Origin of the sequence: Alcaligenes sp. SORT26, from assembly GCF_017377875.1 — a bacterium.
Taxonomy (GTDB): Bacteria; Pseudomonadota; Gammaproteobacteria; order Burkholderiales; family Burkholderiaceae_B; genus Alcaligenes; species Alcaligenes parafaecalis.
Map to the genome: position 1 here is coordinate 2,444,237 of NZ_CP070975.1, position 22,278 is coordinate 2,466,514.

General features: G+C 49.8%; 19 protein-coding genes. 8 read left to right on the plus strand and 11 right to left on the minus strand.

Features of this window, described 5'->3' with window-relative positions; all coding sequences use genetic code 11:
- Nucleotides 1–25: 25 nt before the first annotated feature.
- The 5 genes from JYG33_RS11285 to wecB form a co-directional block, all read right to left on the minus strand.
- The gene (locus JYG33_RS11285) at nucleotides 26–2,224 is read right to left on the minus strand and encodes a methyltransferase (protein ID WP_207872341.1); all 2,199 of its coding nucleotides are present in this window, start codon (nucleotides 2,222–2,224) and stop codon (nucleotides 26–28) included.
- The gene (locus JYG33_RS11290) at nucleotides 2,224–3,462 is read right to left on the minus strand and encodes an ABC transporter ATP-binding protein (RefSeq protein WP_243430157.1); all 1,239 of its coding nucleotides are present in this window, start codon (nucleotides 3,460–3,462) and stop codon (nucleotides 2,224–2,226) included. The genes JYG33_RS11285 and JYG33_RS11290 overlap by 1 nt, the downstream gene beginning before the upstream one ends.
- 7 nt (nucleotides 3,463–3,469) lie before the next feature.
- Nucleotides 3,470–4,261, minus strand: coding sequence for an ABC transporter permease (locus JYG33_RS11295; RefSeq protein WP_207872343.1), 792 nt, complete (start codon nucleotides 4,259–4,261; stop codon nucleotides 3,470–3,472).
- A gap of 61 nt (nucleotides 4,262–4,322) precedes the next feature.
- The gene (locus JYG33_RS11300) at nucleotides 4,323–5,594 is read right to left on the minus strand and encodes a glycosyltransferase (protein ID WP_207872344.1); all 1,272 of its coding nucleotides are present in this window, start codon (nucleotides 5,592–5,594) and stop codon (nucleotides 4,323–4,325) included.
- 40 nt (nucleotides 5,595–5,634) lie between these two features.
- Complete coding sequence (gene wecB, locus JYG33_RS11305; protein WP_207872345.1) at nucleotides 5,635–6,756, minus strand: UDP-N-acetylglucosamine 2-epimerase (non-hydrolyzing); 1,122 nt, start codon at nucleotides 6,754–6,756, stop codon at nucleotides 5,635–5,637.
- A 454-nt stretch (nucleotides 6,757–7,210) separates the two neighbouring features.
- On the opposite strand from wecB, the gene JYG33_RS11310 reads away from it, so the two are divergent.
- Both JYG33_RS11310 and JYG33_RS11315 read left to right on the plus strand, forming a co-directional pair.
- The gene (locus tag JYG33_RS11310; RefSeq protein ID WP_207872346.1) at nucleotides 7,211–7,966 is read left to right on the plus strand and encodes a glycosyltransferase family 2 protein; all 756 of its coding nucleotides are present in this window, start codon (nucleotides 7,211–7,213) and stop codon (nucleotides 7,964–7,966) included.
- A gap of 6 nt (nucleotides 7,967–7,972) precedes the next feature.
- Entirely contained in the window at nucleotides 7,973–8,854 is an 882-nt protein-coding gene (locus JYG33_RS11315) for a glycosyltransferase family 2 protein (protein ID WP_207872347.1), read from the plus strand.
- Here the strand turns inward: JYG33_RS11315 and JYG33_RS11320 are convergent.
- The gene (locus tag JYG33_RS11320; protein ID WP_207872348.1) at nucleotides 8,832–10,019 is read right to left on the minus strand and encodes an exopolysaccharide biosynthesis polyprenyl glycosylphosphotransferase; all 1,188 of its coding nucleotides are present in this window, start codon (nucleotides 10,017–10,019) and stop codon (nucleotides 8,832–8,834) included. The genes JYG33_RS11315 and JYG33_RS11320 overlap by 23 nt on opposite strands.
- Before the next feature lie 262 nt (nucleotides 10,020–10,281).
- Between JYG33_RS11320 and JYG33_RS11325 the strand changes: the two genes are divergently transcribed.
- The 4 genes from JYG33_RS11325 to rfbA are packed head-to-tail and all read left to right on the plus strand — an operon-like array spanning nucleotide 10,282 to nucleotide 14,776.
- Nucleotides 10,282–11,547, plus strand: coding sequence for an O-antigen ligase family protein (locus tag JYG33_RS11325; RefSeq protein WP_207872349.1), 1,266 nt, complete (start codon nucleotides 10,282–10,284; stop codon nucleotides 11,545–11,547).
- 3 nt (nucleotides 11,548–11,550) lie between these two features.
- On the plus strand, nucleotides 11,551–12,795 hold the full coding sequence (locus tag JYG33_RS11330) for a flippase (protein ID WP_207872350.1): 1,245 nt from the start codon (nucleotides 11,551–11,553) through the stop codon (nucleotides 12,793–12,795).
- A gap of 26 nt (nucleotides 12,796–12,821) precedes the next feature.
- Nucleotides 12,822–13,889 (plus strand): dTDP-glucose 4,6-dehydratase, encoded by a 1,068-nt coding sequence (rfbB, locus tag JYG33_RS11335; RefSeq protein ID WP_207872351.1) that lies wholly within the window; start codon nucleotides 12,822–12,824, stop codon nucleotides 13,887–13,889.
- Nucleotides 13,886–14,776, plus strand: a complete 891-nt coding sequence (rfbA, locus tag JYG33_RS11340; RefSeq protein WP_207872352.1) for a glucose-1-phosphate thymidylyltransferase RfbA — start codon at nucleotides 13,886–13,888, stop codon at nucleotides 14,774–14,776. Before rfbB ends, rfbA begins: the two co-directional genes overlap by 4 nt.
- Here the strand turns inward: rfbA and JYG33_RS11345 are convergent.
- Complete coding sequence (locus tag JYG33_RS11345) at nucleotides 14,773–15,885, minus strand: hypothetical protein (RefSeq protein WP_207872353.1); 1,113 nt, start codon at nucleotides 15,883–15,885, stop codon at nucleotides 14,773–14,775. The two genes, rfbA and JYG33_RS11345, sit on opposite strands and share 4 nt — an antisense overlap.
- A gap of 196 nt (nucleotides 15,886–16,081) precedes the next feature.
- Between JYG33_RS11345 and rfbC the strand changes: the two genes are divergently transcribed.
- Both rfbC and rfbD read left to right on the plus strand, forming a co-directional pair.
- Nucleotides 16,082–16,630 (plus strand): dTDP-4-dehydrorhamnose 3,5-epimerase, encoded by a 549-nt coding sequence (rfbC, locus tag JYG33_RS11350; protein ID WP_207872354.1) that lies wholly within the window; start codon nucleotides 16,082–16,084, stop codon nucleotides 16,628–16,630.
- 4 nt (nucleotides 16,631–16,634) lie between these two features.
- A complete protein-coding gene (rfbD, locus tag JYG33_RS11355) occupies nucleotides 16,635–17,570 on the plus strand; it encodes a dTDP-4-dehydrorhamnose reductase (protein WP_207872355.1) in 936 nt (311 codons plus the stop codon).
- 260 nt (nucleotides 17,571–17,830) lie between these two features.
- On the opposite strand, the gene JYG33_RS11360 is transcribed toward rfbD, so the two are convergent.
- The 4 genes from JYG33_RS11360 to atpA form a co-directional block, all read right to left on the minus strand.
- The gene (locus JYG33_RS11360; RefSeq protein ID WP_207872356.1) at nucleotides 17,831–18,253 is read right to left on the minus strand and encodes a F0F1 ATP synthase subunit epsilon; all 423 of its coding nucleotides are present in this window, start codon (nucleotides 18,251–18,253) and stop codon (nucleotides 17,831–17,833) included.
- Between the two features lie 12 nt (nucleotides 18,254–18,265).
- The gene (gene atpD / locus JYG33_RS11365; RefSeq protein WP_207872357.1) at nucleotides 18,266–19,687 is read right to left on the minus strand and encodes a F0F1 ATP synthase subunit beta; all 1,422 of its coding nucleotides are present in this window, start codon (nucleotides 19,685–19,687) and stop codon (nucleotides 18,266–18,268) included.
- A gap of 44 nt (nucleotides 19,688–19,731) precedes the next feature.
- Entirely contained in the window at nucleotides 19,732–20,640 is a 909-nt protein-coding gene (atpG, locus tag JYG33_RS11370) for a F0F1 ATP synthase subunit gamma (protein ID WP_207872358.1), read from the minus strand.
- Nucleotides 20,641–20,734: 94 nt separating this feature from the next.
- Nucleotides 20,735–22,276, minus strand: coding sequence for a F0F1 ATP synthase subunit alpha (gene atpA, locus JYG33_RS11375; RefSeq protein ID WP_207872359.1), 1,542 nt, complete (start codon nucleotides 22,274–22,276; stop codon nucleotides 20,735–20,737).
- Nucleotides 22,277–22,278: the final 2 nt, after the last annotated feature.

A 22,278-nucleotide genomic window follows, 5' to 3' on the forward strand; every position in this document is an offset into this window, starting at 1 on the left:
TAATAAAAAATAAAAGCCAGCTTGCTTAAGACCTGTTTCCATTGGGAAACAAGGGAACCAACGTCTCGATTCTCGCCTTCCAATCATTCTCATCTGCCATCTGGCGTAACCTAGCTTGATAAGCTGGATCATCTTTCACATCAAAAGCCTGCTGGATTCTCTCAACATACTCATCAACGGAGCTGGCTGAAAAAACCTCTGGATAAATAGTGCACTCATCCATTGCTGAGGTCACAACCACTGGAACCTCCATCGCAAAATATTCAAATAGCTTTAGAGGGGAGGTAGTACGAGCTATCTCACCTGGCTCGAAAGGGATAATTGCCACATCAAAATGTTGTGAATAGGCAGGCAGGATAGAGTAATTAATCGGTCCTAGCCAAATAACATTATCCGTTTTCGGCAGCTTCTCACTTCCACCAAAATAATCCGGGCCTAAGTAAACAAAGCCACACGCTGGCATGCGAGTAGCAAGCTCTGCTAAAACCTCATACCACAACCAAGGAGCCAAGGCACCAAAATAGCCAACAATACGTTTATAACGTTTCAAAAATTTTGTATATTCATCAGGCAAAGCAATATGTGTCCAATCCTGCCGATAATGCTGACAGTCAACTCCATTGGCCACAAATAGAACCTTATCTTTCCCAACTGCAGTTATAGACTCATCGACCAAAGCCTTAGATGAGGCAACGATATAATCTGCATCGCCAGAAAAAGCATAGTTTTTAAGCTTCAATAAACTCTCAACTGTATTGCCAGATATAGCTGGGTCTATATGATCAATATACTCATAAATCATAGTATTTCCCTCCAATAGATGAGGGCCATACTCAGGCACAACAGCATAGGCTGTGCTATAGATTGATCGCAGCACACCTTTCAAATTTGCTGATTCAGGAGCATTCACCAACCATACGTTGTCTCCCATATAACGCACGCCCCGCAAATTATCCCGATCCAGGCTGCGCGTCTCATAGATAACCAGATAACCAGAACGCCCCATCGCCGAAGCAATATGTTGAGGTCGTTGAAATAATGGGACAGTCCAGTCAATAGCTACTGATTGTACAAAAACGCCTTTATATTTATCCCTATGCACGAGGACATTCGCCTCAAACTGATCCCAGCTTAAATCAGTCGCTCCAGGCACGGATGTTACCGCTGCCAAACCACCGAGAGAAACTGGCTCAGCACTTTGAATCAGACGACGTTTCCACGCTACGTAGTTACGAGCATCACCCCAGAACCTCAAAGGGTTCCGAACAAGGCGAGCGAGCACTCGCAAAGGACGGGTCAGTTTCCAGGAAGTCGACAGTCTAATGGCGTTGACCGCCTCGTCTTTCTGCCGCATTACATTCTGTAGATCTGCATTCCGCTCCTGCAAACGCTGATTCTTTGTTACCTGCTCCTGCAGTTCGGCCTTTGAGATACTAAGCTTCTTCAAACTCTCCGAAACCTGCTCCAGAGAATCCTTTAACACACGGGAAAACTCGTTCTCCATATGTGCGAGTACAACACCATGTCGAGATAAGGAATCACTTTCATAGCCTGATTCAATATGCATATTTCCCAAGGTCAAATTCATCTGATCAAACCATTTTTTATTGGCATAAACCAAAATAATCTGATCACCATCCCACATACTAGATGGCAAAATACTGCAATCTACCACCTTCGACCAAACCAGGTCGAATCCATTAACTGCAACCGGAACATTCTTATCTGTAAAAGTAAAAAAATGCTCATCAATGCGATCAAGCTCCCTATAAGGAAGAGCAAGAATCAAACCTAATTCAGCTTTCTCAGAAATACGAATCAAAACATCAAAAGGATTATGAAAATGCTCTAAAGTATTAGATGAAAAAATAAAATCATACGATTTAATATCATCTAAACCCTGATCATCCAGCCAGTTTTGATCTAGAAACTCCAATTCTGGATATTTGGACTTTGCCGTGGCGATAGATTCACTAGAAAAATCAATGCCTGTTAACTTTTTTGGGTTAAAAAAATTAGTTAGAACATTTAAACCATCGCCTTGAGCACATCCCCAGTCTGCAACAGCCAATCCATCCGACCGTATTACCTGAATAAGCCAGGACGGTAAATTATCCATAGCCACCGTTGCAAAAAACTTCGACTGCTCGGGCCCCAAATTATCCGCCCAATCTGTGGCAAACCTATTTTCCCAGTATTTTTTCGTATTAATATCGCTGTTCATTACAAGCTCACAGAATTAACTTCCACATCAGGACAAAAAACACCAAACATAGTTTCATCGCTGATACTTACAAAATAATGCGCACCTTCATAATATTCATAATAATGAACATCGCTGCCATTCCTCTTCTCTACAGTAGCAACCAGCAAATACTTACCCGGTGAAAGATAGTTCTTTAGAGAAAAATCGACACGGCGCTCAGAATACTCGCTACCATCATCAATAACCTGTTTCGAAACCGCAACTACAATATCATTACCTTTCAAGTCTTTTATAGAAAAAGCGACCGTTAAATTATCGTTCGCTATTTCCTCATTCAACTTGTATCTTATCGATATTTTTATATCCATTCCCCAGGAAATAAGGTCTGCTTTCTTTCCCTGTATATTCTGTACGGCAGCATATTTGATAGTCCCAGTATGAGAACCCCAATGCGAAGAAGGCCTTGTGTCCAACGACTCGACAAGGTCTATCTGCTCAGGCTCAGTCGACGGGTGATCTGAACTAGTCTGTAATCCATCACTATCCTTGAACATGTACTCCATGTATCGGCTTGTGATTGGAAACACGTCACCTACATCTATTTCTTTTCCACGGTCCAACCACAACACACGGTCGCAAAGAGTCCGAATACTAGAAATATCATGACTTACGAAAATGATAGTAGCACCTGACTCTTTAATATCATTGATACGGCGCATACACTTGGCCACAAACCGCGCATCTCCCACAGCAAGAGCCTCATCCACAATGAGTATTTCTGGCTCAACATGAATGGCTACTGAAAATGCCAGCCGTGCATACATCCCACTGGAATAAGTTTTAACTGGCTGATCTATAAACCCTTCGAGCTCAGAAAACTGGATAATCTCATCTATTTTTTTTTCGATCTTATTTTTTGGATAACCTAATATAGCGGCATTAAGAAATATATTCTCTCGCCCTGTAAACTCAGGGTTAAATCCAGCCCCTAATTCCAGCAGTGCTGCAATACGGCCGTGAACTTGAATACTCCCTGTTGTTGGCATTACAGTCCCGCATATCATTTGCAGCAATGTCGATTTCCCACTCCCATTCCTGCCCACAATACCAAAGGTCTCCCCGCGACGAACTCTCAAGCTCATCTTGTGCAGAGCCGAAAATTCTCTATAGTATTTTTTATTCTTGCTAAAATACTGCTTCAACCTATCGGAAGGCTTTTCATATATTTTATATATTTTAGAAACGTCTTCTACCACAATAAGATCAGAGCACATCCGCAAAACCCTTTTTCATTTTTTTAAAAAAAACAAATGAAAAAAATGCAAATAAAGAAGAACAAACAAAAGAGAGGAAAACAAATAAACCGCCAGGAACTCGACCCCAATAAACGATATCCCTAAAAGCCTCAATAAAGTAAGCCAAGGGATTTATATAAATAAAATTTCTAAAATCAGCGGGAAGAGCCTCGACAGGATAAAATATTGGGGACAAAAACATCATAACGGTTGTCAATATCCCAACAAACTGATTTATATCCCTCAAATAAACACCAAGCGCCGAAAGAAACCAAACACATCCAAGCACAAAAAAACACAATGGAATCAAGTAAACCGGAATAAGAACAATTGTCCATTTTGGCAACCCATAAAAAATAGAGTAAACCAAAACCCAGACTAGAAAACTAATAAAAAAATTAAAAAGGGCGGCACCAACAGTAACAACACCCAAGACCTCAACAGGAAAAACAACTTTCTTGACATAATTCACATTACTGAGAATTATAGTTGGCGCACGATTGATACACTCAGAAAAAAAATTAAAAACAATTAATCCGGAAAAAAGTATTAGCGCAAACTCTAATTTCCCACCATCAGAATGCCCCCAGCGCGCTTGAAAAATAACGCTAAAGACAAATGTATAAACAACCAGAAGCACCATAGGAACCAACAAGGACCAAAGCAGCCCAAGAACAGATCCTTTATATTTTGTTTGAATATCTCTATATATCAATATTCTTATTAGATATCGATTTTCAATCAAATCGGAAATTATCATATATTTAAGAATCAAATATTACTGATTAGCTTTAAAAAAAACTTGCCGAAAAAATGGACTCTCAACGATTCATAGGTAGCATAAAATTCTTTTTTGGAAACAGAGACTCCATACTTTTTGCTCTAGCCATCCAATCATTCTCATCGGCTAACTCACGCATACGCATCCTATAACGCTCATCATCTTTCACGGCAAATGCGCGTTCAATTTGCACAATAAACTCGGATAACGAGCCAGCCGAAAACACTTCTTCGTAGCATGTGCACTCATCCATTGCAGAACTAACCACCACAGGGATCTCTAGCGCAAAATATTCAAACAATTTCAAAGGAGAGGTTGTTTTAGCTATTTCACCAGGAGAAAAAGGTATTGTTGCTATGTCGAAGTGCTGAGCATACGCTGGCAATACAGCGTAATCTATTGGCCCAAGCCACAATACATTATCTAGCTCTGGGAGCCTTAGGCTTCCCCCAAAGTAATCAGGCCCAATATAAACGAACCCATAATCTGGAAGCTCCTGCGCCAGCTCTGCGATGACCTCGTACCATAGCCAAGGGGCTAACGCGCCAAAGTAGCCAATAATCCTGTCATATCGCCCCAAAAAACTGGAGTACTGTTCTGGCAAAACTACTTCGCTCCAGTCCTGACGATAGTGACGGGCATCTACCCCATTAGCTACAAACCTAACCTTTGACTCCCCGACTTCTGCAACCGACTCCTGAACCAGGGCCTTTGACGAGGCAACGATGTAATCAGCATCGCCCCCGAACGCCAGATTTTTTAGCTGATTCAGAACCTCGACATTGTCACCGGAAATGGCAGGGTCAATATGGTCAATGTATTCATATATAACCACATTACCCTCCAGCATGTGCAGGCCGTACTCCCTCAACACTCCATAAGCGGTGCTGTAAAAGGAGCGTAGAACCCCTTTCAGATGACGGGATTCTCTGGCATGCACCAACCAGACGTTGTCGCCCAAACACCGAGCGCCTGTCACATCATCACAGGCCCAACAATGGGTTTCATAGAGCACCAGATAACCAAGACGGCCAAAAGCTTTAGCCATATGCTGTGGGCGCTGGTACAACGGAACATTCCAATCGATAACAGCGGACTGAACAAAAACACCCTTGTACTGATCCCGGAACGCCAACACATTCGCTTCAAACTGCGACCAGCTCAGATCATTTTTGCCGTTACGGCGCTCCTCGTTACTACGACGGACCTGCTGCCCCAGAATTCTGCGCTTCAAAGGCAGTAATTTTTGTTGTACTCGCCACGGTAACCTGCGGTATATAGCCCCTAAAAAAGGTTTCAATTTACTAAGCATATTTCCCCAATCCATTGTCTCTTACAGAGTTAGACGTCATTTAAAGGCGCTTACACAGATAATCGACAATGCGCTTACAGGCAGCACCGTCACCATAAGGATTATGGGCGTAGCTCATGGCCTTATAAGCAGCAGAATCATTCAGCAAAACTGCCAGCTCATGGCAAATTAAGTCAGGATTTGTGCCAACTAGCCGCACCGTACCAGCAATCACTGCTTCTGGTCGTTCCGTTGTGTCGCGCATGACGAGCACAGGTTTGCCCAATGCGGGAGCCTCCTCCTGAATCCCACCCGAGTCGGTCAAGATGACACTTGAACGACTCATTAGATACACAAACGGTAGGTAATCCTGAGGCTCCAGCAGATACACGTTAGGAATTTTGCTCAACAAACGAGCAACAGGCTCTTGTACGTTCGGATTCATATGGACTGGATAAACAAAATCCACCTCGGGAAACGCCTGTGCGCTCCGACATATGCTTTGACAAATGCGCTCAAACCCATCGCCAAAGCTCTCACGCCTATGGCCAGTGACCAGAACCATTCGGCGCCGTTCGTCCAAAAAATCAAAACGTTGTGACATCTCTTTGGCTAAAGAAGGCTCAGCCTCCAGTTTCTGTACTACCGACAACAAAGCATCAATAACGGTATTACCTGTCACTACAATATCTTCAGCCCCTACACCTTCCCGCAACAAGTTCTGACGAGCCTGATCTGTGGGAGCAAAATGGATACAGGTCAAAACACCGGTCAAGCGCCTGTTTCCTTCCTCGGGCCATGGAGAGTAAATATTGCTCGTCCGTAATCCTGCCTCAACATGACCTACGGGTATCTGATGGTAGTAGGCGGCTAAAGTACTAGCGAAGGTAGTGGCTGTATCACCATGAACCAGTACCCAATCAGGCCTGAACTGATCAAAAACTCCTTTCAAACCTTGTAAAATTGCCCCTGTCACATCACTCAGGTCTTGACCTGGCTTCATGACATTCAGGTCAAAGTCTGGCTGAAGGTCAAAGAGACACAGCACTTGATCCAACATCTGGCGGTGCTGCGCAGTGACACATACCTTGGTCTCAAACTCCGTTCGCGCGGCTAACTCTCGAACCAAAGGAGCCATTTTTATAGCCTCTGGTCGAGTGCCAAAAACCGTTAAAACCTTCATGAAACACCTTCCCTTGAACAAACAAATGTGACCAACGCAGGATCCACCAAGAAGCACGCTCTGGATGCAACCAGACAGCTTACACGCTTAATAAACCAATCGTACAACCGCCCGAGACAAGACGTATCTATTACTTGTCACATGGAGCAGTTAAGAAACAGAACACTACATATACCCGGCAATATGGACTGATTATTTAGCTTTATCCCTGCATATACGGGATGGCCTAATTACCGGTTTTATAAAAAATCATGAAACTGAAATTCGGAACCCTATGTATTTATAAAACTAACCAGCTCATAAATTTGCCACCATTTTTAATCACTTGCGCCAAACTGATATTGGCATACCCAATGAACTCTGGGCGTTTTAGAACTCATATAAAATATCAGTTTGAACAACGCTTCCTATAACAAGTCTTAGTTCAGGATGGTACTACCCATCCCATTTTTCCATGAGCAATACTCAAGCAACTCTTGTCAGCATTGTTATGCCAGCGTTTAATGCTGTGAGCACGCTATCGGCTTCAGTAGCGTCAGTACAGCAACAGGACCACTCGTCCTGGGAGTTATTCATTATTGATGATGGCTCAACTGACAAGACCCTCGACCTTATTCTTGAGTACGAAGCTCAGGATCCTCGAATCAAGTTAATTCAACAACCATTTAACCAAGGGGTTGCAGCCGCACGTAACGCTGGCATTAAAGCCGCACAAGGTAGGTACCTGGCCTTTCTCGACTCCGACGATCTCTGGCTTCCTGAAAAACTGAGCAAACAGTTAAAAGCCATGCAAGAACACGAAGCCACCGTCTCGATGACGGCCTACTATCGTTTTCAGCACATATCGCAGTGGCAAAGCACCACTACACCACCGCTCTGGGTAGATTACAAAAGTCTGCTGAAAGGGAACTGTATTGGCAACCTGACCGGCATATACGACTGTCAGGCACTGGGTAAGGTCTATCAAAAGGCAGTTCGCCATGAAGACTATGTAATGTGGCTGGAAATTGTGCACAGAGCAGGAAAAGCCTATGGCTTACAAGAGGTACTCGCCGCCTATCGTGTCAGTGCAAGCAGCCTGTCCGGCAACAAAATCAAGTCCTTACAGTGGACATGGCAGATCTATCGACACCACTTGAAACTCTCCGTTGTACAATCGAGCTACCTAATATTTCACTACATAGTGAGAGCAATTCTGAAGCGGGCTTAGCTAACCATGAATAACGTCGTTCAGTCTGCACCTTGGGTCGACTTTATTCTGGTTAACTACAACGGTGGCAAAAAAATTGTTGATACCATCAACAGTATCAAGCAGTTCAGCACACAACACGCCTACAGCATCACCGTTGTCGACAATGACTCTACTGACCAAAGTTGCAGTCTGATCGCCCAACAGCACCCTGACACACAAATCATCAAGGCCCATGCCAATCACGGTTTTGGCAAGGCTTGCAATATCGGGGTTGCTCATACGCAGGCTCCGAATATCCTTCTGATCAATCCGGATGCCAAACTGCAGACAGATGTCCTTAGTATTTTTGAGCAGTTCCTGAGCACTTACCCGGACTCTCCCACCCCGATTCTGGGTGGTTCGGCTTTAGGCATAAAAGGACAACCGGATTTTGCCTTTGAGCGTTTCCCAAACTGCTTCACTCTACTGCTGAAAGCAGTGGGGCTAGGACGTCTGCTACGCAGCAAACACCCGCTGACCTCCCCCACACAAGTTGACCATGTGTCAGGCAGCTTGCTATTTATCAGCCGAGAACAATACGAGGCCTTGGGTGGTTTTGACGAGCAGTTCTTCCTGTACTTTGAAGAGACTGATCTACAGTTCCGCGCTCGTGAGATGGGAATCCTGTCCTACCATATTCCCGCCGCGCAATATTTCCATGAAGCTGGTGGCACCTTCACGGACAAGTCCTTCCGTGGCCGGTGTTATAGCGCGGGCATGAAAGTCTATTTGAAGAAGCGCTACGGTGCAGCCGGCAAGTTCATTTTTGCGGTCTACGATGTACTGGACAGGTTTACACGCCCCGCACGTCACCTGGTCAAATGCCTACTGCGTGAGCACAAGCCTAACGCGCCCCAAAGCCAGTAAGCATCGTTTTTACCGTCAAGAACACGATATACACATCCAGCAGCACCGAGCAGTGTTTGATGTAGTAAAAATCGTGTTCGATCTTGACGCGTGTCTCGTCCTCATTGGCCACATACCCCTGACGGACTTGCGCCCACCCGGTAATACCAGGCTTCACAACGTGACGGTAGCTATAGAACGGGATCTTCTCGTCGAACTCCCGCACAAAAGAAGGCTGCTCCGGGCGAGGACCAATCAAGCTCATTTCGCCTCGCAGCACGTTATAGAACTGCGGCAGCTCATCAATACGCAACTTGCGAATGATTTTGCCCACTCGGGTAATTCGCGGGTCATCTTCCCCTGCAAACTGCTCGACCACGCAATCCTGGTCAAAGCGCATGCTGCGCAGCTTGTAAATAGTGAACTCACGGTTTCCCAAACCAATCCGTTGCTGGGAGTAAATGACCTTACCGGGGCTTTCAAGGCGAATCGCCAACATGGCCAACAAGCAAACCGGCAGCACAACCACGGAACTGAGAATGACCATGACATAGTCAAAAATCAGTTTCAAAATCTCGTAGCCTCGTGACGGCAGCAAAGAGCCAATCGTATTTTCCGACATGCGGTCAATCTTGACCCGCCCCGTCAAAGACTCAAAAACCTGCCGAGAGTTATAGACCGCCACTCGGTCCAGCGCACAGCGTGTCAAAAACCGCTCCGCTTCAGGCTGTACACAGGAAAAGTCCGCTACCACCCCATCATAGCGATACCCAGCAAGATCATAGTCTTTCAACAAACGACCATCCAGGCCCGGCAGATCCAGCAAGGTCTCTGCCTCTCCACCAGGAACAATCGCTAATTTCAGTATCCGATAACGATTGGTAAACAGGCTCTCCAACAAGAACCAGCCCAATGCCAGGAAGCTGCTACTTAGCAACAAGGCTCGCGACGCGTCGTAACGAAACACAAAACTGGTGGTGTAAATAAGGGCATAAGTTACGCCTACCGTGGGAATAATCAGCCAGGCACTACGCGCTCCCGGATAGCCTTGCTGGCTTTTATCAATCAGCAGCTTGCAGGCTACAAATGCCACGACGACCAGAATCAGTGCGGTACGCTGCCCGTTATCCAGGTTCCACAAGCGCCCCCACCCCCACAACAGCAAAACAGGGACAAGCACCACCACGGCGAATCCAATCAACCACGAGCTTGGCCCGGATAATAGGAGTATCTCGTGCAAACGCTTAAACCGCCTGATTTTAATTTGATTCATCGAAGCACTAATAACCTAAAATAGACCATTTACGCGCCAATTATACGTCGCTCCCGTCTGGGTCCAACCAGACCTTGGTAGATTTACTTGACGTGCTGAATATATAAACTCGCCTTGCTGGCGAAGCCTGTTGATCCGCTATTGTTTCCGCAAATTTTTGGCATCCCCCCCTCTTATGTCCGAGCCCGTATCCAAGTCTCTTTTTTCATTTAATGCGGCTGCTCACCTGGGCGTAAGCCTGTTTTTCATCAGCCTGCTCTCTACCCGTAATGTTTATTCTGCAGGGGTGATTCTGCTTCTGCTCACGACCCTGTGCTGGTATCTGAACTCTTTGCGCTCTGGCCAGTCTTTGCAAAGCCAGAGCATCAGCCGCGGCCTGTACACGATACTGGCGCTGGTCTTTGCCAATGGGCTGCTGATTTGGTTTCTGCACCAGAACCCGAGCAATCAACTGGATCTGCTTAGCCGCTATCTATTACTGGCCCCCATTTTTTACATGCTCAGCTCCCTTCGTTTGCATAGCGGCGTGATCTGGGTGTGCTTTGCGCTGGCAAGCTTGTCTGCTCTCTGGATCATTCCCGCCCAGTATGGCGGCCCGCTGCATGATGGTCGGATCTATGGTTATACCGGAGCCATCCAGTTCGGCAATATTGCCCTAAGCCTGGCTTGCTTTTGTCTGGTGGCGCTCTTAAGCCAGCTTAGCCAGGCGCAGCGCTCTAGCCCTATTCTTCTTGTTTCACTCCTGGGCTGTCTGGCTGGCTTCTTGCTGTCATTACTCGCCGGTAGCCGTGGTGGCTGGATTGCTCTGCCTGCCGTATTCTTGATCCTTGCCTACGCCTACTTGCCCAAGCAGTATTTCCGACGCGGCATGATGATTCTTTCGCTGGCCGCCGCCCTAAGCGCCAGCATTCTCTGGCAAACCGAGACGATCCAATCACGCATCGCTCTGGCACAGCACGATATTGAGCAATTTGAGGCTGGCAACTCCAACACCTCCATTGGAGCCAGGTTTGCGATCTGGCAAGCCAACTGGAAGCTGATTCAGGAACGCCCCCTGTCGGGCTGGTCCTATCAACAACACGAACAGGCCCTCACCGAACTGGTCAGAACCGGGCAAGCCGATGCCGTGGTCCTGAACCTGGCGAACTCGCATAACAACTACATTGAAACTTGGGTAGACTTGGGGCTGGCAGGGCTGTTACTGCAGATACTGCTTCTGCTGTACTGCTTTTATGGCTTCATTCGACGTGTGCATGCTTCTGAGCCACATGTTCGCGCTTATGCCGCCTGTGGAAGCATCCTTATCGCCATCTACGCACTCGCAAACCTGACTCAAAACATGATGGAGCGCAACAATACGCTCTTGTTCCTCCTGATCAGCATCGCCTTGTTCTGGAGCCAGATTTACCCCAATCAAGCCAAACTGCGGTCTGAGCCTTAGGCCATGTCTGCCAAAAAACTATTAGGTAATTCGTTCTGGAACCTGAGCTCCTATATGGTGCTCATGTTCGCCTTCTTGCCCTCTATGGGCATGATGGCGCGCATTTTGGGCCTGGAACCTTTTGGTATTTACACCCTGCTCTTTGCCTTGATTGGCTATGCCAGCATGTTTGACTTGGGGATCAGCCGCGCCTTGATCCGAGCCATTGCCATGGCAGACAAGCAAACTCAGCAAATCCAATCCATTCTAGGCACCGCTACCTTGCTGATCCTGCTCAGCAGCGGTGTCGCTGCAGCCCTGGTTTTCCTATGCAGCCCCTTGCTGGTGCAGTGGCTTAACATCAGCCCTGATCTGCGCACCGACAGCCTGTTTGCCTTTCGACTGATGGCACTCAGCTTGCCATTCCTGCTTTTGCAAGCAGTCTGGTTGTCCTATCTAGAGGGCTTATCCGACTTCAAGCAAGTCAATATTCAGCGCACCATCAGCGGCCTGCTACTTGCGATACTGCCTTTGCTGGCCATCCTGTATCAAGCCAGCCTGAGCTTTGCGGTATTGGGCCTGTTCGTCGGACGGCTGATTACCTGCGTATTAGCTTATTTCTGGGCTCTGCCCACCTCTCTTCGCAAAGGCTTGTGGCACTGGGACAAGCAACAAGCTCATGGTTTGCTACGCTTTGGTGGCTGGCTGACAGTCAGCAACGTGATCAGCCCTTTAATGGTGTACTTTGATCGCTTCCTGCTGTCCAACCTGAACGGCGCCACCACCGTCAGCTTTTATACCGCTCCCGCAGAAGCCATTACACGCTTGTTGAACATTCCAGGTGCCGTGGTCCGAGTGATTTTCCCTTTGATCAGCGCACAGAAGGATGCTCGCCAAGAAACTCGTCTGACGTATCTCTTGCTGTTGGGAGTCTGCGGGCTGATCAGCCTGGTGGGCATCGTTGGAGCAAAGTGGATTATCCTGCTTTGGCTGGGTGAAGCCTACGTTGAGCAATCGGTACCCCTGCTACAGATTTTGCTGGTGGGCTTCTTTTTCAATGCCATCGCCCAGATCCCTTACACAGTTATTCAAGCCAAGGGGCACGCTCACATTACTGCCTATGTGCACTTGGCCGAGATCCTGCCATATATAGCTTTGCTCTATGTCTTGATTTCCCACTTTGGCTTGCTGGGCGCCGCAATTGCCTGGACCAGCCGGGTTATCGTAGACTGCCTTGCCCTTTTAATTCTGGCTAAGCGTTATCGCTAAGCCTTACGGAACGCTACTTTATCGTCATGCATATTCTCGTTACCGGTGGCGCCGGCTTTATTGGCTCAGCATTGGTCCGGCACCTGATCCAGGCTACAGAGCACCATGTCCTTAATGTCGACAAGCTGACGTACGCAGGCAATCTGGAATCCCTGGCAGCCGTTCAGAACGACCCGCGGTATCAATTCGCTCAGCATGACATTCAAGATGCTGCGGCTATCCAAACCCTGCTGCAGAAATTTCAGCCAGACGCCATCATGCATCTGGCCGCTGAGTCCCATGTTGATCGTTCTCTGGATGGCCCCGCCGCATTTATACAAACCAATATCGTTGGCACCAGCACCCTTTTGGAGTGCGCCCGCCACTATTGGAATGAACTGCCAGAACCGAAAAAATCGAGCTTCCGCTTTCACCACATCTCGACTGACGAGGTCTATGGCGATCTGCACAATACCGACGATCTGTTTGTAGAAACGACGCCCTACGCTCCCAGCTCGCCTTACTCCGCCAGCAAAGCCAGCTCGGACCATCTTGTCAGGGCCTGGCAACGTAGTTATGGCCTGCCTACCCTGATCAGTAACTGCTCCAATAACTACGGGCCATATCACTTCCCCGAGAAGCTGATTCCACACATGATCCTGAATGCACTTAAAGCACAGGCTCTGCCCGTCTACGGAGAAGGTAAACAGATCCGGGATTGGCTCTACGTGGAAGACCATGTCCGCGCTCTACTAACGGTGCTGGAAAAAGGCCAAGTAGGAGAAACCTACAATATCGGTGGCCATAACGAGCAAGAAAATATTTATGTGGTGCAGCAGATCTGCGCCTTGCTTGAAGAGTTAGCCCCGGAAAAGCCCAAGGGCCTGCAACACTACGCCGACTTGATCACCTTCGTCCAGGACCGACCTGGGCATGATCAACGCTACGCAATCGACGCCGGTAAAATCGAGCGGGAACTCGGCTGGAAACCGCAGGAAACCTTTGAGACAGGTTTACGCAAAACCGTCCAATGGTATTTAGAAAATTCAGGCTGGTGGGAGCGCATCCTGAACGGCCGCTATCAGCTCCATCGCTTAGGTCAGACAGAATCATGAAAGGCATTATCCTCGCCGGTGGGTCCGGAACCCGCTTGCACCCCATTACCCTGGGTGTGTCCAAACAGCTATTGCCGATCTACGACAAACCCATGATCTACTACCCCTTGTCCGTGCTGATGTTGGCGGGCATACGGGAAATCCTGATCATCTCGACTCCCACCGACCTACCCAGCTTCCGTACCTTGCTGGGTGATGGCAGCAAATTCGGTATCCAGCTTAGCTACGCAGAGCAACCCTCACCCGACGGTCTGGCTCAAGCCTTTCTGATTGGTGCCGACTTTATTGGGTCTGATCGCGTCAGCCTGATCCTGGGGGACAATATTTTTTATGGCTATGGTTTCAGCCAGATGCTGAAAGAAGCGGCCCAGCGTGAGCAGGGCGCCACTATTTTTGGCTACCAAGTCAGCGATCCCGAGCGTTTTGGAGTGGTCGAGTTCGACGCACAGGGCAAAGCAATTTCGATTGAAGAGAAACCCCTGCAACCCAAGTCGAACTTCGCGGTAACGGGTTTGTATTTTTACGATAACTCGGTTGTGGATATTGCACGGCAAGTACGCCCTTCTGCACGGGGCGAACTGGAAATCACGGACGTCAACAACGCCTACCTGCAACAGAACAGCCTGCATGTCAGCTTGTTAGGCCGAGGCTTTGCTTGGCTGGACACAGGTACGCACGAAAGTCTGCAAGAGGCGGGAAGTTTTGTTCGTACTATCGAACATCGCCAAGGCTTGAAAATCGCTTGTCTGGAAGAGATCGGTTTCAGGCAAGGGTGGCTGAGTCGCTCAGACCTGGAACAACAAGCCCAAGCCCTGGCAAAAACCGAATATGGCCAATACTTGCATAAGCTGCTGCAAGATGAGCCTGACACGGGAAAAGCAGCTTAAACCCGTCGCAAGGCTCGGACCGTTTGCAAATACTGACCAGCATAATGCTGGTCAAAATAATTTGTGTACTGGTCCAGCCATACTTGACGAGCACGAGCGGCTGCAGCCTGAATCTGCTGTATATCCAGCCCCTGCAACCACGTTGCAATCGCTTGCTGACCTTCCTCAACAGCCCAACCCGTCTGATGAGCACGAACTTTGTCTGCCGTTGGAATTCCCGCTGTGGTGAGCATGGCCCGACCCAGCATCAGATGCTCGTAGTACTTATTGGGTGCTGCAAATAAATGATTGGGCACTCGTTTGTAATACATACCCACCACAATCTGACAGGATTGCATTATCTGTAGCCCTTGCACCGAGCTTTGAGCCCCGTAGTAATGAATATGGGAGTGTTGTTGGGCCGACTGCGTAAACAAGTCAGCCAAAGGACCATATCCAGCCACATGCAGCTCACAGGCAGGAAATTGCTCACAGGCAGCCAGCAAGTCTTCCAGACCTCGATTTTTGGCCTCCAGCACACCAAAATAAGCAATTTTGACAGGCTGTTGGTCCGACACCAGAACGTACTCCTGCACCTCTGATTTTTGAGGCACGTTCTCCAGCACCATGACGGAAGGCAGCAAACTGGGGCTAAGTCCGTGTTGCTCAAACCGGCAGGGATCAGCCAAAATTCCCGCATTTGCAGTCTTCAACAAATAGTTCTCCAACTTGTCGACCCACCTGCCCAACACCCCAGGAAAGTAACGCAACGAACTGTACTTGTCGTAGACATCAAAAATCCACGGCTTGCGACATAAAGCGGCATAGACCTTTACAGCCATAGCTGTATCCAGATCAATCGCATGGACCAGATCTACGTTACGGTTGTTCTTGAGCAACCAACGCAATACAAACAGGTTCCAGAAAAAGATACCAATCAGACTGCGCCACCCGGCACCTAAAGCTGCCGGACGTGAATAATAGGTATCGTTGCTGTTTTTTTGAGCCGGGACCGTACCACGCTCCCACCCCACAAAGTGATAGGGAATTTGGGCCTCATCCAAGACCTTCAAGTACTTGGCGAGTTTGCCATCCACGTGGCGCAAGTATGAGCGAATAAAAACAACCATCCTGGTGTCGTCCAGTGTTTCAGCAAGCTATCCACGATAGCTAAAAAAAACCTAAATAGATACAATTTCCATCAGTCGCGCATACCAGCCACCAGCGAATTACAATCCCATGCTGGCCTTAGAAACACTTGCTTTGCGCACCTTTGCCCGGCCCTGTATTGACGCGGCAACTCAAACACCTCACCCCCACATCAACATGACCATTTATCCCACTCGCCTGGCAGGCGTTCTGATCATTGAACCCACTGTTTTTGGTGACGAGCGCGGGTTCTTCAAAGAAACCTATCACCAGCAACGCTATCAAGAGCAAGCGGGGATCAGTCTTCCCTTTGTACAAGACAACTTTTCACGGTCTGAAAAGGGTGTGTTACGGGGTCTGCATTTTCAGAAAACCCGGCCTCAAGGCAAGCTGGTTAGCGTCAGTCGGGGAGCAGTATACGATGTGGCCGTAGATATACAGCCCGACTCACCCACTTTTGGACAGTATGTCGGCGTTGAACTGAGCGAGTCCAATCATAAGCAGCTCTGGATCCCCCCAGGCTATGCCCACGGTTTTTGTGTCCTGTCGGACTTTGCCGACTTCAGCTACAAATGCACCGACTTTTACTTCCCACAGGATGAAGGCGGATTGGCCTGGAATTGCCCTGAAGTCGCAATAGATTGGCCAATCCAGAACCCGCAGTTGTCCGAAAAGGACAAACACTACCCCGTCCTTAGCCAGCTCGGCACCCAAGGCCAGGCCTAAACTCATGACACGTCCTGTCATCCTGATTACCGGGGCTCACGGTCAACTGGGTCAGTCCTTTGCAGACTTGGGTACGAACACCGATACAAGTGCCGAGCTTCTCATGCTTGGGCGTACTGAGCTGGACATTACTCAAGCCAACTCTATTGCGTTGACGTTGGAGCAGCGTCGTCCCGATATCGTCATCAATACCGCAGCCTACACCGCAGTCGACAAAGCGGAGTCCGAACCGGATACAGCGCATCTGATTAACGGTATCGCTCCAGGTCTTCTGGGCGCTGCTTGTGCCGAGCGTGGTATAGGGCTGGTACATGTTTCTACAGACTACGTTTTTGATGGTCTGGCAGAGCAACCCTATGCCGAAGATGCCCCTACGTCTCCTGTCAGCATCTATGGGCAAAGCAAACTGGTGGGTGAACAAGCCGTCATGGCTGCCCTGCCCTCCGCCCTCATTTTGCGTACTAGCTGGGTGTTCAGTCAGTTTGGAAGCAACTTCCTGAAAACCATGCTTCGCCTTGGTCGAGAGCGCGCTGAGCTAAGCATTGTGGATGATCAAATTGGTGGCCCCAGCTATGCACCGCATATTGCCCAGGTGCTGTTGCAGTTGGCAGAAAGGCTATATGAATCAAAGCAAAGCCACAGCCACAGCCACAGCCAGCAGCAAACGCTTTCAGGCCTTTATCATTTTGCTGGGCAACCTACTATAAGTTGGTATGGATTCGCACAGGAAATCTTTGCCCAGGCGGTCAAGCTGGGAATGTTATCCAAAGCGCCAGCATTAATCCCTATCCCTACCAGCCAATATCCAACACCTGCTAAGCGACCCGGACAGTCAGGTCTGCGACAAGACAGGCTGGATACTCTACTGGGAAAGGAAAACATAAAAAGAGATTGGCGCAAAGGCATAGCAAACAGCCTTTTATCTCTTAAAGAGTCATAACAGGCGGTAGAAACACTGCCTGCAAGCCATCGCAAGCAGACACAAGCAAAGCCATCGCCGTGCAGCATTGGCTAGGCACAACAGCCATCCCCCCTAATCTCTATCCCTGCCTTGACGCCACCAAAGCAAGCGTTGCCGTCGCCACTGTGGGGTATTGCTGTCTATAAGCACCAGCCTCTTTCTATAGTCTCCGATAAGCCCCAAACGCAAAAAAGCCACCCCTAAGGGTGGCTTTTTCACGGATGCTACCGGGCCTGGGATCAGTGCTTGCGCACGCTACGCAGGCGACGTGCTGCAGCAGCCTGGGCGGCCAGCATGGCCAGCTCGGCTTCCACAACAGCGATGTCGGCTTTGTCCTTGGTGTTGCGCAGGGCTTCTTCCGCATGTTTGCGGGCTTCAAGTGCCTTTGCTTCATCCAAGTCGTTAGCGCGAATCGCGGTATCCGACAATACAGTGACTTTCCCAGGCTGAACCTCGAGTATGCCGCCAGCGACAAAGATATGCTCTTCGCTGCCATCAGCCATAACGATCTTCAGCGTGCCGGGACGAATCCGCGAGATCAGTGGGGTGTGGCCGGGCAAAATACCCAGTTCCCCAGCCTCGCCGGGCAGCGCCACGAACTTTGCTTCACCAGCAAAGATCGATTCTTCGGCACTGACCACGTCAACATGAAGCTTAGCCATGAGCAATCCTTATTACTGAATAGTCTTGGCTTTCTCGAAAGCCTCGTCGATCGAACCGACCATGTAGAACGCCTGTTCTGGCAGAGCATCACACTCGCCGTCGACGATCATCTTGAAGCCGCGCAGGGTTTCAGCCAGTGGAACGTACTTACCAGGCGAGCCGGTAAACACTTCAGCCACGTGGAAAGGCTGGGACAGGAAGCGCTGGATCTTACGAGCACGAGCAACAGCCTGTTTGTCTTCTGGAGACAATTCGTCCATACCCAGAATGGCGATAATATCGCGCAATTCTTTGTAGCGCTGCAGTGTCTGCTGTACGCCACGAGCCACTTCGTAGTGCTCTTCACCCACAACTTGTGGATCAAGCTGACGGCTGGTGGAATCCAGAGGATCCACAGCGGGGTAAATACCCAGAGCAGCAATGTCACGCGACAACACAACGGTGGAGTCCAAGTGCAAGAAGGTCGTAGCAGGCGATGGGTCAGTCAAGTCATCGGCTGGAACGTAAACGGCCTGGATGGACGTAATCGAACCGGTCTTGGTGGAGGTAATACGCTCTTGCAGCTTACCCATTTCCTCGGCCAGCGTAGGCTGGTAACCCACTGCGGAAGGCATACGACCCAGCAGAGCGGACACTTCGGTACCGGCCAGCGTGTAGCGGTAGATGTTGTCCACAAAGAACAGGATGTCACGGCCTTCGTCACGGAACTTCTCGGCCATGGTCAGGCCGGACAGTGCCACACGCAGACGGTTGCCTGGAGGTTCGTTCATCTGACCGAACACCATGGCCACTTTGGACTCGCTCAGGTTGTCCATCTGGATAACGCCAGCATCTGCCATTTCGTGGTAGAAGTCGTTACCTTCACGGGTACGCTCACCCACACCAGCAAACACGGACAGACCGCTGTGTGCCTTGGCGATGTTGTTGATCAGTTCCAGCATGTTCACGGTCTTGCCCACACCGGCACCACCGAACAGACCAACCTTACCACCCTTGGCGAACGGGCAAACCAGGTCAATCACTTTAATACCGGTTTCCAGCAGCTCTACGGAAGGCGACAGTTCGTCGAAAGTAGGAGCGGCCTGGTGAATGGCGCGACGCTCGTCGGACTGGATAGGACCGACTTCGTCGATCGGGCGACCCAGAACGTCCATAATGCGGCCCAGGGTACCAACACCGACTGGCACGGAGATAGGAGCGCCGGAACCGGCCACTTCCATACCGCGGCGCAGGCCGTCGCTGGAGCCCATGGCGATGGTGCGAACTACACCGTCACCCAATTGTTGCTGTACTTCAAAGGTCAGGCCTTTTTCTGCGAAAGCCGAACTTTCGTCAACGAGCGTCAAGGCTTCGTAGACTTTAGGGATGCTGTCGCGGGGGAACTGAATATCCACCACGGCGCCGATGCACTGAACGATGGTACCGTTGCTCATGTTGAGTCCTTGCAATATAACTTTGATGGTGTGCCTTACTGTGATTACACAGCAGCGGCACCCCCCACGATTTCAGAGATTTCTTTCGTAATCGCTGCCTGGCGGGTCTTGTTATAGACCAGCTGAAGATCACCGATAACGGTCTTGGCGTTGTCCGAAGCGGCTTTCATGGCCACCATACGGGCAGACTGCTCAGAGGCCATGTTCTCGGCAACGGCCTGATACACCAGACCCTCTACGTAACGCAGCAACAAGTCATCAATAACCGACTTGGCATCGGGTTCGTAGATGTAATCCCAACCGTATTCGGAAGAATTAGCGCTTTCTTGAGCTTCTACCTGTTCACCAGCCTGGAAAGGATCTTTCAGACCGGAAGGCAGAGGCAGCAAGCGAATAAATGTCGGGTCCTGCTTCATCGTATTGACAAAGCGGCTGGTCGCCAGATACACCGCATCAATGCGGCCTTCCACGAAGTCGTCGATCTGCACTTTGATAGCGCCGATCAGACGTTCCAGGTTAGGCGCATCGCCCAAGCCCACTTCCTGAGAAACCAGATTGGCACCAACACGCGCCAATGTTCCAGCAGCTTTACTACCCAAAGCCGTTGTCTGAACCGAAATCCCTTTGTCTTCAAACTCGCGCACACGCGCAAGTACCAAACGCAGGATGTTGGTGTTCAAGCCGCCACACAGACCTTTGTCCGTGCTGACAACCACGATACCAACCGATTTGACTTCGGCAGGCTCAACCATGTAAGGGTGAGTGTAGTCGGGGTGCGCCTGCATCAGATGCGAAGCAATCTCGCGCACCTTGTCTGCATAGGGACGGCCAGCACGCATCCGCTCTTGCGCCTTGCGCATCTTGGATGCCGCCACCATCTCCATGGCTTTGGTGATCTTGGACGTGTTTTGCACGCTCTTGATCTTAGTACGAATTTCCTTGATTCCGGCCATCACACTTTCCTGTAAGGGCATTATCGGGAGCCAGACTAGGCTGTCGACTCCCGCTAATCATGGCGCCGGGGTTTCCGGCGCCTGCCAACAATGATTAGAAAGCGCCGTGCTTTTTGAAGTCCTGGATGGCTGCAACCAGCTCAGCCTCGTCTTCTTTAACCAGTTCCTTCTTGCTTTCGACACGCTCAACCAGAGCAGCGAACTTGCTGCGCAGGTGATCTTTCAGACCTTTCTCGAAAGGCAGAATCTGAGCGACTTCCAGATCGTCGAAGTAACCGTTGTTCACAGCGTACAGGCTCACGGCCAGTTCCCACACAGCCAAAGGCTGATACTGGGGCTGCTTGAGCAGTTCGACCACGCGCTTGCCACGTTCCAACTGGCGACGGGTTGCGTCATCCAGGTCGGAGGCGAACTGAGCAAACGCAGCCAATTCACGATACTGAGCCAAGTCGGTACGAATACCGCCGGACAGTTTCTTGATGACCTTGGTTTGAGCAGCGCCACCCACGCGGGACACCGAAATACCGGCGTTAATAGCGGGACGAACACCTGCGTTGAACAAGTCCGATTCCAGGAAGATCTGGCCGTCGGTAATCGAAATCACGTTGGTTGGAACGAAGGCGGAAACGTCACCGGCTTGCGTTTCAATGATAGGCAGTGCGGTCAACGAACCGGTCTTGCCTTTCACTTCACCGTTAGTGAATTTTTCTACGTACTCGGCGTTCACACGAGCAGCGCGCTCGAGCAGACGGGAGTGCAGGTAGAACACGTCACCGGGGTAGGCTTCACGGCCTGGTGGGCGACGCAGCAACAGGGATACTTGACGGTAGGCCCAAGCTTGCTTGGTCAAGTCGTCATAAATGATCAGGGCGTCTTCGCCACGATCACGGAAGTATTCACCCATGGTGCAACCGGAGTAAGGAGCCAGATATTGCATGGCAGCGGACTCGGAAGCCGAGGCGGCCACAATAATCGTGTACTCCAGAGCACCGTGCTCTTCGAGCTTGCGCACCACGTTGCTGATCGTGGAAGCTTTTTGGCCCACGGCAACATAAATACATTTAACGCCATTGCCCTTTTGAGCAATGATGGTGTCCACAGCCACGGCAGTTTTACCGGTCTGACGGTCACCAATGATCAGCTCGCGCTGACCACGGCCAATTGGCACCATGGAGTCCACGGCTTTTGTGCCGGTCTGCATGGGCTGAGAGACGGACTCACGGGCGATAACGCCAGGAGCCACTTTCTCGATGACGTCTGTCATCTTGGCGTTGATCGGGCCTTTGCCGTCGATAGGCATACCCAGCGTATCCACCACACGACCCAACAATTCCGGGCCGACGGGTACTTCCAGAATACGGCCAGTTGTTTTAACTGAGTCGCCTTCGGAAACACCGGTGTATTCACCCAGAATCACGGCGCCGACAGAGTCGCGCTCGAGGTTAAGGGCCAGACCGAACGTGTTGTTCGGAAATTCGAGCATTTCGCCCTGCATCACATCGGACAAACCGTGGATGCGCGTAATACCGTCGGTCACGGATACGACCGTACCTTGTGTACGAACGTCAGTCGACGCACCCAGGCCTTCGATGCGGCTCTTGAGCAGTTCGCTGATCTCGGACGGATTAAGTTGCATGT